Genomic DNA, 12,946 nt, shown 5'->3' on the forward strand with positions numbered 1-12,946 from the left:
TCGTCGAGGAGCCCCTCATGACCCACCCGTCCGACACGGGACCGGCCCCGGTAGTGGCGCTCAAGGGCATCTCCAAGTCCTTCGGCGCGGTACGCGCCCTGCGGGACGTGTCCCTCGAGCTGTTCCCCGGAGAGGTGCACGCTCTCGCCGGCGAGAACGGCGCGGGCAAGTCGACCCTCATCAAGACGCTCGCCGGGGTGCACCGGCCGGACGCCGGCCAGGTGCTGCTCGACGGTGAGCCCGTCGTCTTCCACGGCCCCGGCGACGCGCGTGACGCCGGTATCGCCGTGATCTACCAGGAACCCACGCTCTTCCCCGACCTGTCGATCGCCGAGAACATCTTCATGGGCCGCCAGCCCCGACGCGCCCTCGGCCGCATCGACCACAAGGCCACCCATGCCGCGACACTCGCGCTGATGCAACGCCTGGGCGTCGAGCTCGACCCCGACCGCCCGGCCCGCGGTCTGTCCATCGCGGACCAGCAGATCGTCGAGATCGCCAAGGCGCTCTCCTTCGACGCCCGGGTCCTGATCATGGACGAGCCCACGGCAGCGCTCACCGGAAGCGAGGTCGCCCGCCTCTTCGGCGTCGTGCGGACGCTGAGGGAGCAGGGCGCCGCCGTGCTGTTCATCTCGCACCGCCTGGAGGAGATCTTCCAGATCTGCCGCCGGGTCACGACCCTGCGCGACGGCGCCTGGATCGCCTCCGAACTCCTCGACGGCATGACCGAGGACGACCTGGTCCGCCGTATGGTCGGCCGCGACCTCGACGAGCTGTACCCCAAGCAGGACGTCCGGCCCGGCGAGGTCGCCCTGAGCGTGCGCCGGCTGACCCGGGAGGGCGTCTTCACCGATGTCTCCTTCGAGGTGCGGCGCGGTGAGATCGTCGGCCTCGCCGGACTCGTCGGCGCCGGGCGTACGGAGGTCGCGCGAGCCGTGTTCGGCATCGACCGGTGGGACGCGGGCGAGGTCGAGCTGGACGGGCGGAAGCTGATCAACGGCGCCCCCTCCACCGCCATGGCCGCCGGGCTCGCCCTGGTCCCCGAGGACCGGCGCGCCCAGGGCCTGGTGATGGACATGTCCATCGAGCGCAACATCGGGCTGACCGGCCTTCGTACGACCGTCAGGGCAGGCCTGATGGACCGGGGCGCCGAACGCAGCCGCTCGCTCGACTGGGCCGTCAAGCTCCAGGTCAAGTACGCCCGGATCGCCGACGCCGTCTCCACCCTGTCCGGCGGCAACCAGCAGAAGGTCGTCCTCGCCAAGTGGCTCGCCACGCAGCCGAAGGTGCTGATCGTCGACGAGCCGACCCGCGGCATCGACGTCGGCACCAAGGCGGAGGTGCACCGGCTGCTGTCCCAGCTCGCCGCCGACGGTGTGGCCGTCCTGATGATCTCCTCCGACCTGCCCGAGATCCTCGGCATGGCCGACCGCGTGCTGGTGATGCACGAGGGCCGGCTCACCGCCGAGATCCCACGCTCCGACGCCACCGAGGAAACCGTGATGGCCGCAGCCACCGGGAGGGCCGCCGCATGACGGTGACCGCACCCACTCCCACGTCGACCGAAGAGGTCCCCAAGTCCAGCGGCACCCGCCTCGTCGACCGCGTCTTCAAGATGCGCGAACTCGCCATCCTGGTCGTCTTCCTGGTGATGATCGCCGTCACCCAGGCGGGCAACAGCGAGTTCCTGTCCGAGCAGGGCATCAAGGACCTGCTGCTGAACGCGACGATCCTGGTCCTGGTCGCCACCGGCCAGTCGCTGGTGGTGATCACGAGGAACGTCGACCTGTCGGTCGGCTCCACACTCGGCATCAGCGCCTTCGCCGCCGGTACGTATCTCCAGGGCGGCGGCAACTCGGTGGTGGCCGTGCTCCTGGCGGTGCTGATGGGCATCGCCTTCGGCCTGCTCAACGGTCTGCTGGTCAGCCTCGGCCAGGTGCCCGCACTGGTGGTGACCCTCGGCACGCTGTACATCATCCGCGGCATCGACTCCATCTGGGTCGGCTCCCGCCAGATCACCGCGGCCGACCTGCCCGGCGGATTCGTCGACTTCGGCTCCGGCGGCATCTCGGCGGTGCCGTATCTCGCGCTGATCGCCCTCGCGGTCCTGGTGGTCACGGCGTACTACCTCAAGCACTTCGGCAGCGGCCGCGAGCTGTACGCCCTCGGCTCCAACCCCGAGGCCGCCCGGCTCGCCGGCATCCCCGTCAGAAAGCGGATCCTGACGGCGTACACCTTCTGCGGCGCGCTCGCCGGGCTCGCCGGAGCGATGTACCTGGCCCGGTTCGGCAACGTCGACTCCGGCACCGGCACCGGCTACGAACTCACCGTCGTCAGCGCGGTCGTGGTCGGCGGCGTCGTCTTCACCGGCGGCTCCGGCAGCGTCTACGGTGCCGCGCTGGGCGCGCTGCTGCTGACCTCCATCAACAGCGTGCTGCCCGCCCTGGGCGTCAGCTCGGTGTGGGTGCTCGCGATCAACGGCATCCTGCTCATCCTCGCCATCGCCGTGGACCGTGTGGTCGCCCTGCGTGTGGCGTCCGCCCTGAAGAAGACGGCTCTGAAGAAGAGGAACGCCCGCCATGCCTGAGTCCCTGACGCGCGCGGTCCGTTGGGACACGGTCGTCGGCGCGCTGCTGATCGTCGTCCTGCTGCTGTCCTTCGGGTTCGTGGACGGGTTCGGCAACGCCCTGAACCTGTCGTTCCTGATCGGCAACACCTTGCCGATCGCTCTCATCGCCCTGCCGATGACCCTGCTCGTCGTCTCCGGCGAGATCGATCTGTCCGTCGCCTCCACCGCCGGGCTGTCCGGCGCGGTGATGGGCGCCCTGTGGAACCAGGGCATGACCATCGAGACGATCATCCCGCTGTGCCTGCTGCTCGGCGTGGTGTGCGGACTGATCAACGGTCTGCTGGTGACCAAGCTCGGGCTGCCGTCGCTTGCGGTGACCATCGGTACGCTTGCCGCCTACCGGGGCATCGCGCAGATCGTGCTCGGCTCCGACGCGGTGACCGACTTCCCCTCCCCGTACCTGGACTTCGCGGCCGGGCGGATCGGCGACACGTTCGTCCCGTACGCCTTCCTGCCCTTCCTCGTGCTGCTGGCGATCGCGGTGGTGACGTTGCATGCCACGCCGTTCGGGCGGTCGGTGTTCGCGATCGGCGCGAGTGAGGAGGCCGCGCGGTTCGCCGGGGTCCGGGTGAAGCGGCAGAAGCTGATTCTGTTCACGGTGACCGGGCTGATGGCGTCACTCACCGGGATCTTCTGGGCGCTGCATTACGCCAGCGCTCGCTATGACAACGCCATGGGGCTCGAACTCTCCGTTGTCGCGGCCGTGTTGCTCGGTGGTATCGACTTCGACGGCGGCAAGGGCACGTTGGGTGGCGCGATCGCCGGGGTGTTTCTCCTCGGGGCGTTGCAGAACGTGATGAGCCTTCAGGACGTGTCCGCCCAGTCGCAGATCGTGGTCACCGGTGTCCTGCTCGTTCTTTCCGTGCTCGGGCCGCGCGTGGCACGGCAGATCGCCGTCGTGCGCGCCCAATCGACCGGCTGACCCGTGGTCTGTGGCTGGTCGCGCAGTTCCCCGCGCCCCTGAAAGGGGCGCCTCCGCTCACCTCCGTCAAGAAGGAACCCCTATGCGCAAGTCATCCCTCCGCCGTAGCTGTGCCGCCCTCGCGGCCGTCACCTCGCTCGCCCTCGCCGCCACCGCCTGCGGTGGTACCACCAAGGAGGACGTGGCCAACGAGGGCGGCTCGGCCGCCGCGGCCGGTGAGGCGAACCCGAACGCCGAACTGAAGAAGGGCCTCACCGTCGGCTTCCTGCCCAAGCAGGTCAACAACCCCTACTTCACCACCGCCGACAAGGGCGGCGAGGCAGCCCTGAAGGAGCTGGGCTCCCACTACAAGGAGGTCGGACCCTCCAGCGCCACCGACACCTCCGGGCAGGTCTCCTACGTCAACACGCTCACCCAGCAGCAGGTCGACGCGATGGCCGTGTCCGCGCAGGACCCGGGCGCCCTGTGCACCGCGCTCAAGCAGGCCATGAGCAACGACATCAAGGTCGTGACGTACGACTCGGACACCAAGCCCGAGTGCCGCAACGCCTTCGTCTCGCAGGCGTCCGCCGAGGACCTCGGCCGCACCGAGGTGCAGCTGCTCGCCGAGCAGATCGGGTACAAGGGCGAGATCGCGATCCTGTCCGCCGCGCAGACCGCGACCAACCAGAACACCTGGATCGAGTTCATGAAGGACGAGCTCAAGGATCCCAAGTACAAGGACATGAAGCTCGTCAAGATCGCGTACGGCAACGACGACGCCCAGCAGTCCTTCCAGCAGACCCAGGGCCTGCTCCAGGAGTACCCGAACCTGAAGGGGATCATCTCCCCGACCACCGTCGGCATCAAGGCCGCCGCCCAGTACCTGTCCGGCTCGAAGTACAAGGGCAAGGTCAAGCTGACCGGCCTCGGCACCCCCAACGACCTGCGCAAGTACGTCAAGAACGGCACCGTCGAGGCGTTCGAGCTGTGGGACCCGGCGAAGCTGGGTGAGCTGGCCGCCCGTACCGCCGTCGCGCTGGTGTCGGGCCAGATCACCGGCAAGGAGGGCGAGACCTTCACCGCCGGCGACATGGGCCAGTACACCATCGGCAAGGACGGCGTGATCAGCCTCGGCAAGCCGACCGTGTTCGACGCCGGCAACATCGACCAGTACAACTTCTAGCCCCGGGGCGGTACTTCATGCAGCGCGTCTGTTTCCTGCTCAAGGTCCGCCAGGACCGGATCGCCGAGTACCGCGAACGCCACGCCGCCGTGTGGCCGGAGATGCTCCAAGCGCTCTCGGCCACCGGCTGGCACAACTACTCGCTCTTCCTGCGCGACGACGGCCTGCTCGTCGGCTATCTGGAGACCGAGGACTTCGCGGCCGCCCTCGCCGGGATGGAGGCCACGGAGGTCAACGCCCGTTGGCAGGCCGAGATGGCGCCGTTCTTCGAGTCGCTGGACGGCGCCCGGCCCGACGAGGCCATGAAACCGCTCACCGAAGTGTTCCACCTCGCCTGACAACGGAGTCGCCCGAGATGAGAAGACGTACGCTGCTGACCGGAGCCGTGCTCAGTGCCGTGGCCGGTCCGGCCCTCGCCACCGGCACCGCCCGAGCCGCCGACCCCGGCCCGTCCGTGACCCGGATCGCCACCACCCGACTCGACGCCCAGGCCATCTACTTCGTGTCCTACGACGGCCTGGTCAACAACAACTCCTTCCAGAAGAACGGCCTGCTGACCTACAAGGGCTACCAGTACGCCGCCTGGTACACCGCCGACCGCAACGCCGTCGTCGGCCGCCGCGCCCTCGGCGCCACCACCTGGCAGACCGTCAAGGTGGGCCACACCCTGCGCTACAACGACTCCCACAACGTCATCTCCATGGGCGTCTCCCGGGTCGACGGCCGACTGCACCTCAACATGGACTCCCACAGCGACGGCTTCACCTACGTCAAGTCCGTCGCCGGTCTGATGGACAACCCGGCCGGGCTGTCCTGGACGGCGAGCCGCTTCGGCGCCCCGCAGTCCACGCTCGACGGGCTCACCCTGACGAGCCAGTTCACCTATCCGCAGTTCGTGGCCACCCCGGAGGGCCGACTCCAGCTCAGCTACCGGGTCGGCATCTCCGGCAACGGCCGCAACGCGCTGGCCGAGTACGACGGTTCGCGGTGGACGGCGCTGGGGGAGTGGACCAGCTCCACCGGCACCTACACCAGCGAGCACGGCTCGTCGACCGCCCGCAACATGTACCTGCACGGCATCGACTACGACCGGAACGGGCGGCTGCACGCCTTCTTCACCTGGCGTGAGCAGAACGCCGCCGTGATGTGCAACCGTGGCGGCATCACCAACCACGACACCGGTTACGTCTACTCCGACGACCGCGGCCGGACCTGGCGCAACAACGCCGGGACGGTCGTCGGCATCACCGGCGGCTCCGACCGGGTCTCGGTCAACGACGCGCGCCTGGTCGTCGACCCGCTCAACCCGGACCACTCCCTGATGAACCAGGAGAGCCAGTTCACCGACTCCGCCGGCCGCCCGCACGCGATCATCTCCTACGTCCCCGGCCGCTTCGGCCAGTGCACCACGAACTACGTCGCCAACCGCACCGCCAACGGCCGTGCCTTCCACGTCCGCCGGAACGCCTCCGGCGCCTGGCAGAAGACGGAGATCCCCGTTCCGTTGAACTCCAGCCAGCGCACCAAGCTGATCCTGGACAAGTACGACAACGCCTACGCGATCTTCCCGTTCGGCCGGATCGCCGGCGCCTCGGCGGCCTCCGGGTACACCGACTGGAAGCTGCTCTTCGACGGCAGCGGCCTCAATGCCTTCGGTGAGGTCGTGATCGACGAGACGCGGGTCGCGCAGGACGGCGTGCTGTCCTTCATGTACCAGCAGAAGTCGAGCGGTACGACGCCGTCGGCGCTGCATGTCGTCGACTTCCGGCTGCCCGCATGACCACTGCTGTCCCGGGGCGGCGTGAGGGTACTGTGAAGGCCTTCCCGTCGCCCCACGTTCTCCTGGAGGTCGCTGCCTGATGGCCCAGTCGGTGGGTATCAAGGACGTCGCCCGCGCCGCCGGTGTCTCCGTGGGCACGGTCTCGAACGTCATCAACCGGCCGGAGACGGTCGCCACCGAGACCCGGGCGCGCGTGCAGTCCGCCATAGACCGGCTCGGCTACGTCCGCAGCGAGTCCGCGCGCCAGCTGCGCGCGGGCCGCAGCCGGATCATGGGCCTGCTGGTCCTGGACATGGGCAACCCCTTCTTCGTCGACGTGGCGCGCGGCGCCGAGCGCGCCGCCCGCGAGGCCGGCCTGGGCGTGATGGTCTGCAACAGCGCCCAGGACGCCTCGGAGGAGGCCGAGTACCTCTCGCTCTTCGCCGAGCAGCGGGTACGCGGCGTACTGCTCACCCCGGCCGACGCGACCGGCCGCAACATCGAGACGTTTCGCCGCCACGGCATCCCCTTCGTGCTCGTCGACCGGGTCGCGGAGGGCGCCACCGAGTGCTCCGTCTCCGTCGACGACGTGGCGGGCGGCGCCCTCGCCGTACGCCATCTGATCGACGCCGGGCACCGCTCCATCGCCTACGTCAGCGGCCCGCCCGGCCTGAACCAGGTGCGCGACCGCCGCACCGGCGCCCTGCACGCCCTCGCCGAGGCCGGCCTCGGCCCCGACGCGCTGCGCGAGCTGCCCACCGAGCGGCTCGACGTCGCCGCAGGCCGGGACGCCGGGGCCCGGCTGCTCGGCCTCGCCGACCGCCCGACCGCCGTCTTCTGCGCCAACGACCTGCTCGCGCTCGGCGTGCTGCAGGCCATGTACGCGGCCGGTGTCGGCGTCCCCGACGACCTCGCCATCGTCGGCTACGACGACATCGAGTTCGCCGCGGCGGCCGCCGTACCGCTCACGTCCGTACGGCAGCCCGCCGTCACCATGGGCGCCATGGCCGCCGAACTCCTGCTGGAGGAGACGGAGACGGAGAACGGCCCGCCCCGGCACGAGCACCGCCGGGTCGTGCTGCAGCCGGAACTGGTGGTGCGCCGCTCCAGCCTGTCCGGCCGCTGAACCGCCGGGGCCCGCTCACTGACCCGGCGTTCAGCACCGCAGAGATCCGGCCACTGACCCGGCGTTCAGCAGCCGTTCATGATCCGAGGCGGTGGCGGGCGGCCCGCGATGTGCTGAACTGGGACGCGGTCCGCACCGTCGTCCGTCCCGGGAGCCCTGTTGAACGTCAGCTACCGCCAGCCCGGCGTCGTCCTCACCGACCGCCGTTTCACCGTGCCCCTCGACCACGACGACCCGGCCGGGGAGACCATCGAGCTCTACGCCCGTGAGGTCGTCGCCGCCGACAAGGCGGGGCAGGGGCAGGACCTGCCGTGGCTGCTCTACCTCCAGGGCGGCCCCGGCTTCGGGGCGAACCGTTTCGTCGGGCAGCAGGCCTGGCTCGGCCGGGCCCTGAAGGAGTACCGCGTCCTGCTGCTCGACCAGCGCGGCACCGGCCACTCCACCCCCGCCAACCGCCAGACGCTCCCGCTGCGCGGCGGCCCCGCCGAACAGGCCGCCTACCTCACGCACTTCCGCGCCGACGCGATCGTCCGCGACTGCGAGACCGTCCGGCGCGAGGTCACCGGCGGCGCGCCCTGGACCGTCCTCGGCCAGAGCTTCGGCGGCTTCTGCACCGTGCACTACCTGTCGACCGCCCCGGAGGGCCTCGCCACCGCCGTCATCACCGGCGGCCTGCCCTCCCTCGACGCGCACGCCGACGACGTCTACCGCGCCGCCTACCCGCGCATCGAGCGCAAGGTCACCGCGCACTACGCCCGCTACCCGCAGGACGTCGAGCGGGTCCGCCGGATCGCCGACCACCTGCTCAGCCACGACGTGGTCCTTCCCAGCGGCTACCGGCTCACCGTGGAGGCCTTCCAGTCCCTCGGCATCCTCCTCGGCGGCGGCGAGGGCAGCCACCGGCTGCACCACCTCCTGGAGGACGCCTTCGTCCGCACGCCGCAGGGCATGGCCCTCTCCGACGCGTTCCAGGAGGAGGTGCAGGGCCTGCTGTCGTACGCCGGACATCCGCTGTACGCGCTCGTCCACGAGGCCTGCTACGGCCAGGACCACCGCCCCACGGCGTGGTCGGCCGAGCGGGTGCGCGGCGAGTTCCCGCAGTTCGACGCGGCCAAGTCGCTCGCGGGCGACGGGCCGGTGCTGTTCACCGGAGAAACGATCCACCCCTGGATGTTCGACTGCGACCCGGCGCTGCGCCCGCTGCGCGAGACCGCCGAACTCCTCGCCGCCCACACCGGCTGGCGGCCCCTGTACGACCCCGCGCGCCTCGCCGCCAACGAGGTGCCGGTCGCGGCGGCCATCTACCACGACGACATGTACGTCGACACGGCCCACTCGCTGCGGACCGCCCGTGCCGTCAGGGGTCTGCGCACCTGGGTCACCGACGAGTTCGAGCACGACGGCGTACGGGCGGGCGGGCCTCGGGTCCTGGACCGGCTGTTGGGGCTGGCACGTGACGAGGTCTGAGTCCGGTACGGTTCGGCAGCGCACCTGAAGGGGCGCGAGGAACTGCGCGACCAGCCACGACGAGCCTGCAGACGAACGTCGGCCCATCGCGGCACTCCCCGCGGAGCGCTTAGGGGTCCTTGGACCATGCCCGCGCGACCCGGGCGGGCATAGTGCAAGAACCCCTTAGTCTGCGGGCATGACCGAGCCGACGACCACTCAGCTGATGCCCATGCCCGACGACTGGCAGCGCGCCCTCGCCGTCGTGGCCCACCCGGACGACCTCGAGTACGGCTGCTCGGCGGCGATCGCCGCCTGGACCGACGCCGGCCGTGAGGTGGCGTACGTCCTGGCCACCCGTGGCGAGGCGGGCATCGACACGCTGGAGCCCGCGCAGTGCGGCCCGCTGCGGGAGCGCGAGCAGCGGGCGAGCGCGGCGGTCGTGGGGGTGTCGGTGGTGGAGTTCCTCGACCACCGGGACGGTGTCATCGAGTACGGCACCGCCCTGCGCCGGGACATCGCCGCCGCGATCCGCCGGCACCGGCCCGAGCTGGTGATCACCCTCAACCACCGGGACACCTGGGGTGGCGTCGCCTGGAACACCCCGGACCACGTGGCCGTCGGCCGTGCCACGCTCGACGCGGCGGGCGACGCGGGCAACCGGTGGATCTTCCCCGAGCTGGCCGAACAGGGCCTGGAACCCTGGAAGGGCGTCCGCTGGGTCGCGGTCGCCGGGTCCAGCACGCCGACGCACGCGGTGGACGCGACGCCCGGCATGGAGCGCGCGGTGCGCTCGCTGCTCGAACACCGCACGTACATCGAGGCGTTGACGGATGAGGACCCCGAATCGTACGTGCGGGACTTCCTGACCGGATACGCGAAGAGCACGGGGGAGCGGTTCGGGGGCCGGCCTGCCGTGGCGTTCGAGCTGTTCAGCCACTAGGTCGGACCGGTCATTAGGCTGGTGGCATGCACCGCCACCCCGGCGACCTCACCGCCCTGCGCGGAGACTGCGCCAACTGCTTCGGCCTCTGCTGTGTGGCGCTGCCCTTCGCCGCCTCGGCCGACTTCGCGCTCGACAAGGACGCCGGGAAGCCCTGCCCCCACCTGCGGGGCGACCACCGCTGCGGCATCCACGCCGAGTTGCGGCACAAGGGCTTCACGGGCTGCACCGTCTACGACTGTTTCGGCGCCGGACAGCGGGTCTCGCAGGTCACCTTCGGCGGGCAGGACTGGCGCACCGGCTCCCGGGCGCACGCCCGGCGGATGTTCGACGTGTTCCCCGTGGTACGGCAGCTGCACGAGCTGCTCTGGTACCTCACCGAGGCCCTCGCCCTGCCCGCCGCCCGCCCGCTCCACGCCGAGCTGCGCCGTGCCCTCGACGAAACGGGACGGCTGGCGGGACAGACTCCGCAGGAGCTCGCCGCGCTGGATGTCGGCGCCCACCGGCAGCAGGTCAACGTCCTGCTCCTGAAGACCAGTGAGCTGGCCCGGGCGGGCACGCGGGGCCGGAAGAAGGACCGCCGGGGCGTGGACCTGATCGGGGCGCGGCTCAAAGGAGCCGATTTGCGTGGCGCGAACCTGCGCGGTGCCTACCTCATCGCCGCCGACCTGACCGGCGCGGATCTGCGCGGCGCGGACCTGATCGGCGCCGACCTGCGCGACGCCGACCTCACGGACGCCGACCTGACCGGGGCGTTCTTCCTGACCCAGGCTCAGCTCGACGCGGCCGGGGGCACGGCCGCCACCAAGCTGCCGGAGTCCGTGTCACGGCCCCCGCACTGGACGGCCCTTCACTGACGCACGGGAGAACCTGCGGCACTCACGGTTGGCGTGCGCCTGGATCTTCGGTAGGTTAGGTGAGCCTTACCTAATGAGGAGGAACTGGGATGGGTGACAGCCAAGCCTGGACGGCCGCGCCCGCCGCGGCGGAACGGGCCCGATCGGTGCTCGCCACCTCGTGGTCGTGCGCGGTGACCGCGGAGGGCGTGCGCGAGGAACTCGTCGGCGCGCACACCGTGGAGGAGGACGGCCGGATCCTCCTGCACGTGCCGGAGGACAGCGCCCTGCTCGCGGCCACCATCTGTGCCCCCCGCGGTGAGCCGTCCGCCGTCCTGGAGTTCGCGGACGTCGCCCCCGTCCCGATGCGCAACCGTATCCGGGCCCGGCTCTGGCTGGCGGGCTGGTTCACCATCGAGGAAGGCCACCTCGCCTTCCAGGCCACCCGCGTGGTGCTGCGCCGGCCGTCCGGTGCCGTGGTGATCGACCTCGACGAGTTCGCCGCCGCCTCGCCCGACCCACTGGCCACCGCCGAGGCCCGGCTGCTGACCCACCTCGCCGAGGCCCACCCCGACGCGGTCGAGCGGCTCACCCGCCTCGTCGAACCGGGCAGCCTGCACGGCGTGGTACGCGTCCAGCCGCTCGCCGTCGACCGGCACGGACTGACCCTGCGCATCGAACGCCGCCGCGCCCACGGCGACGTACGGCTGCCCTTCCACATGCCCGCCGACGGGGTCGCGCAGCTCACCGAACGCATGCACGTGCTGCTCGCCCAGGCGAGCGCCGCCTCCTGCCCCCGCGCGCTACAGCGGCAGCGCACAGACGGCGACGGGTGAGGCGAACGGCTCACCGGCGAGCCGCAGTTCGCCGCTCGCGCCGTCCACGTGGAAGACGCTGACGCTGCCGGACCGCTGGTTCGCCGCGAACAGCAGCCGCCCGTCCGGGGAGAAGGCGATCTGCCGAGGGAAGTCGCCCGCGACCGGAACCGTGTCGAGCAGCCGCAGCCGGGCGCCGTCCGCCTCCACCGCGTAGCGGGCCAGGCTGTTGTGGCCCCGGTTGGCGAGATACGCGTAGGCGCCGTCGGCGGTCACCAGGATCTGCGCCGGGTAGTGCGTGCCCGCGCCGGTCCCGGTGGACTGGGGCTCGCCGATCGTGAGACGTCCGGTCGCCGGGTCGTAGCCGCAGACGGCGACCGTGTTGTCGACCTCGTTGGCCAGATAGGCGTGCCGACCGCCGGGGTGGAAGGTGAGGTGACGCGGACCCGCCCCCGGCCGGGTGCGCGCCCGCGCGACCTCGCGGAGCGTGCCCTTTTCCTGGTCGAGGCGGTAGGTGTAGACGGTGTCCGTGCCGAGGTCGACGGCGAGGACGTGGCGGCCGTCCGGGCTCGTGACGAACTGGTGGGCGTGCGGCCCCTCCTGGCCGGGCCCCGGTGCCGGAGTGGAGTGCGTGACCAGGTCGGTGCGCTCGCCGAGCGCGCCCGAGGCCTCGATCGGGTGCACGGCGACGCTGCCGGAGGTGTAGTTGGCGCTGAGCAGCCAGCGTCCGCCCGGGTGCACGGACAGATGGCAGGGGGCCGCGCCTCCCGTGCCGCGGCTGCCGAGGACCTCGCGGTCGGCCAGGCGTACGGCGGTCACGGCGCCGTCCTCGCGCTCGTTCACGGCGTACAGCGTCCGGCCGTCCGGATGCACCGCCAGATAGGACGGGTCCGGCACGCCGGTGAGGGTGCCGGACCCGGTGACACGGCCCGTCGCCGGATCGTAGGTCGCCAGGCCGATGCCCGTGCCGCCGCCGTCCACGGAGGTGTAGGTGCCGAGGTAGAGCGGCCGGGGGCCGGTCGGCTCGCCCCCGTCGGTCGGCTTGCCCCCGGCGGTCGGCTTACCTGCGTCGGTCGGCTCGCCCGTGGCGGCCGGTGAGCGCTCGGCGGGCGTTTCGGGGGTCGGCTGGGTCCCGCAGGCGGCCGATGCCGACAGTGCCGTCCCCGTGACGGCCCCGACGAAGCGCCGCCTGCTCCAGCCGCCGCGTCCCCGCGCGTCCCCGCTCATCTCCGCACCCCGGCTCGTCGCCCGCCGCGGAACTCGTCGGTGGTCCCGGGCGTGACAGCCACCTTGGCGCGGATCACC

12 protein-coding genes are annotated in these 12,946 nt (G+C 71.3%); 11 read left to right on the plus strand and 1 reads right to left on the minus strand.

Annotated elements, in window-relative coordinates; genetic code table 11:
* The first annotated feature begins 17 nt into the window (after nt 1-17).
* The 11 genes from KWI83_RS02515 (at nt 18) to KWI83_RS02565 (ending at nt 11,662) form a co-directional block, all read left to right on the plus strand.
* Entirely contained in the window at nt 18-1,535 is a 1,518-nt protein-coding gene (locus KWI83_RS02515; RefSeq protein ID WP_218512541.1) for a sugar ABC transporter ATP-binding protein, read from the plus strand.
* A complete protein-coding gene (locus tag KWI83_RS02520; RefSeq protein ID WP_218512542.1) occupies nt 1,532-2,587 on the plus strand; it encodes an ABC transporter permease in 1,056 nt (351 codons plus the stop codon). The genes KWI83_RS02515 and KWI83_RS02520 overlap by 4 nt, the downstream gene beginning before the upstream one ends.
* Complete coding sequence (locus KWI83_RS02525; protein WP_218512543.1) at nt 2,580-3,551, plus strand: ABC transporter permease; 972 nt, start codon at nt 2,580-2,582, stop codon at nt 3,549-3,551. The genes KWI83_RS02520 and KWI83_RS02525 overlap by 8 nt, the downstream gene beginning before the upstream one ends.
* An 82-nt stretch (nt 3,552-3,633) precedes the next feature.
* Entirely contained in the window at nt 3,634-4,716 is a 1,083-nt protein-coding gene (gene rhaS, locus KWI83_RS02530; RefSeq protein WP_218512544.1) for a rhamnose ABC transporter substrate-binding protein, read from the plus strand.
* A 17-nt stretch (nt 4,717-4,733) separates the two neighbouring features.
* Nucleotides 4,734-5,054, plus strand: coding sequence for an L-rhamnose mutarotase (locus KWI83_RS02535; protein WP_218512545.1), 321 nt, complete (start codon nt 4,734-4,736; stop codon nt 5,052-5,054).
* Nucleotides 5,055-5,071: 17 nt separating this feature from the next.
* Complete coding sequence (locus tag KWI83_RS02540) at nt 5,072-6,496, plus strand: BNR repeat-containing protein (RefSeq protein WP_218512546.1); 1,425 nt, start codon at nt 5,072-5,074, stop codon at nt 6,494-6,496.
* Nucleotides 6,497-6,575: 79 nt separating this feature from the next.
* Nucleotides 6,576-7,601 (plus strand): LacI family DNA-binding transcriptional regulator, encoded by a 1,026-nt coding sequence (locus tag KWI83_RS02545; protein ID WP_218512547.1) that lies wholly within the window; start codon nt 6,576-6,578, stop codon nt 7,599-7,601.
* 159 nt (nt 7,602-7,760) lie between these two features.
* A complete protein-coding gene (locus KWI83_RS02550) occupies nt 7,761-9,068 on the plus strand; it encodes an alpha/beta fold hydrolase (protein ID WP_218512548.1) in 1,308 nt (435 codons plus the stop codon).
* 178 nt (nt 9,069-9,246) lie between these two features.
* Nucleotides 9,247-9,990: a PIG-L deacetylase family protein gene (locus KWI83_RS02555; protein ID WP_218512549.1), complete on the plus strand. Its 744-nt coding sequence runs from the start codon at nt 9,247-9,249 to the stop codon at nt 9,988-9,990.
* Nucleotides 9,991-10,016: 26 nt separating this feature from the next.
* Nucleotides 10,017-10,847, plus strand: a complete 831-nt coding sequence (locus tag KWI83_RS02560) for a pentapeptide repeat-containing protein (protein ID WP_218512550.1) — start codon at nt 10,017-10,019, stop codon at nt 10,845-10,847.
* A gap of 89 nt (nt 10,848-10,936) precedes the next feature.
* The gene (locus KWI83_RS02565; RefSeq protein ID WP_218512551.1) at nt 10,937-11,662 is read left to right on the plus strand and encodes a DUF2470 domain-containing protein; all 726 of its coding nucleotides are present in this window, start codon (nt 10,937-10,939) and stop codon (nt 11,660-11,662) included.
* Here KWI83_RS02565 and KWI83_RS02570 read toward each other — a convergent pair.
* Nucleotides 11,630-12,868 carry a lactonase family protein gene (locus KWI83_RS02570; RefSeq protein WP_218512552.1) on the minus strand — a complete coding sequence of 413 codons (1,239 nt, stop codon included), beginning with the start codon at nt 12,866-12,868 and terminating at the stop codon, nt 11,630-11,632. The genes KWI83_RS02565 and KWI83_RS02570 overlap by 33 nt on opposite strands.
* Between the last annotated feature and the right edge of the window lie 78 nt (nt 12,869-12,946).

It is taken from the genome of Streptomyces sp. TRM70350 (assembly GCF_019219825.1).
Taxonomy (GTDB): Bacteria; Actinomycetota; Actinomycetes; order Streptomycetales; family Streptomycetaceae; genus Streptomyces.

Coding starts and splice junctions, on each gene's coding strand:
- KWI83_RS02515 (WP_218512541.1), top strand. CDS start 18: ATGACCCACCCGTCCGACACGGGACCGGCCCCGGTAGTGGCGCTCAAG.
- KWI83_RS02520 (WP_218512542.1), top strand. CDS start 1,532: ATGACGGTGACCGCACCCACTCCCACGTCGACCGAAGAGGTCCCCAAG.
- KWI83_RS02525 (WP_218512543.1), top strand. CDS start 2,580: ATGCCTGAGTCCCTGACGCGCGCGGTCCGTTGGGACACGGTCGTCGGC.
- rhaS (WP_218512544.1), top strand. CDS start 3,634: ATGCGCAAGTCATCCCTCCGCCGTAGCTGTGCCGCCCTCGCGGCCGTC.
- KWI83_RS02535 (WP_218512545.1), top strand. CDS start 4,734: ATGCAGCGCGTCTGTTTCCTGCTCAAGGTCCGCCAGGACCGGATCGCC.
- KWI83_RS02540 (WP_218512546.1), top strand. CDS start 5,072: ATGAGAAGACGTACGCTGCTGACCGGAGCCGTGCTCAGTGCCGTGGCC.
- KWI83_RS02545 (WP_218512547.1), top strand. CDS start 6,576: ATGGCCCAGTCGGTGGGTATCAAGGACGTCGCCCGCGCCGCCGGTGTC.
- KWI83_RS02555 (WP_218512549.1), top strand. CDS start 9,247: ATGACCGAGCCGACGACCACTCAGCTGATGCCCATGCCCGACGACTGG.
- KWI83_RS02560 (WP_218512550.1), top strand. CDS start 10,017: ATGCACCGCCACCCCGGCGACCTCACCGCCCTGCGCGGAGACTGCGCC.
- KWI83_RS02565 (WP_218512551.1), top strand. CDS start 10,937: ATGGGTGACAGCCAAGCCTGGACGGCCGCGCCCGCCGCGGCGGAACGG.
- KWI83_RS02570 (WP_218512552.1), bottom strand. CDS start 12,868: ATGAGCGGGGACGCGCGGGGACGCGGCGGCTGGAGCAGGCGGCGCTTC.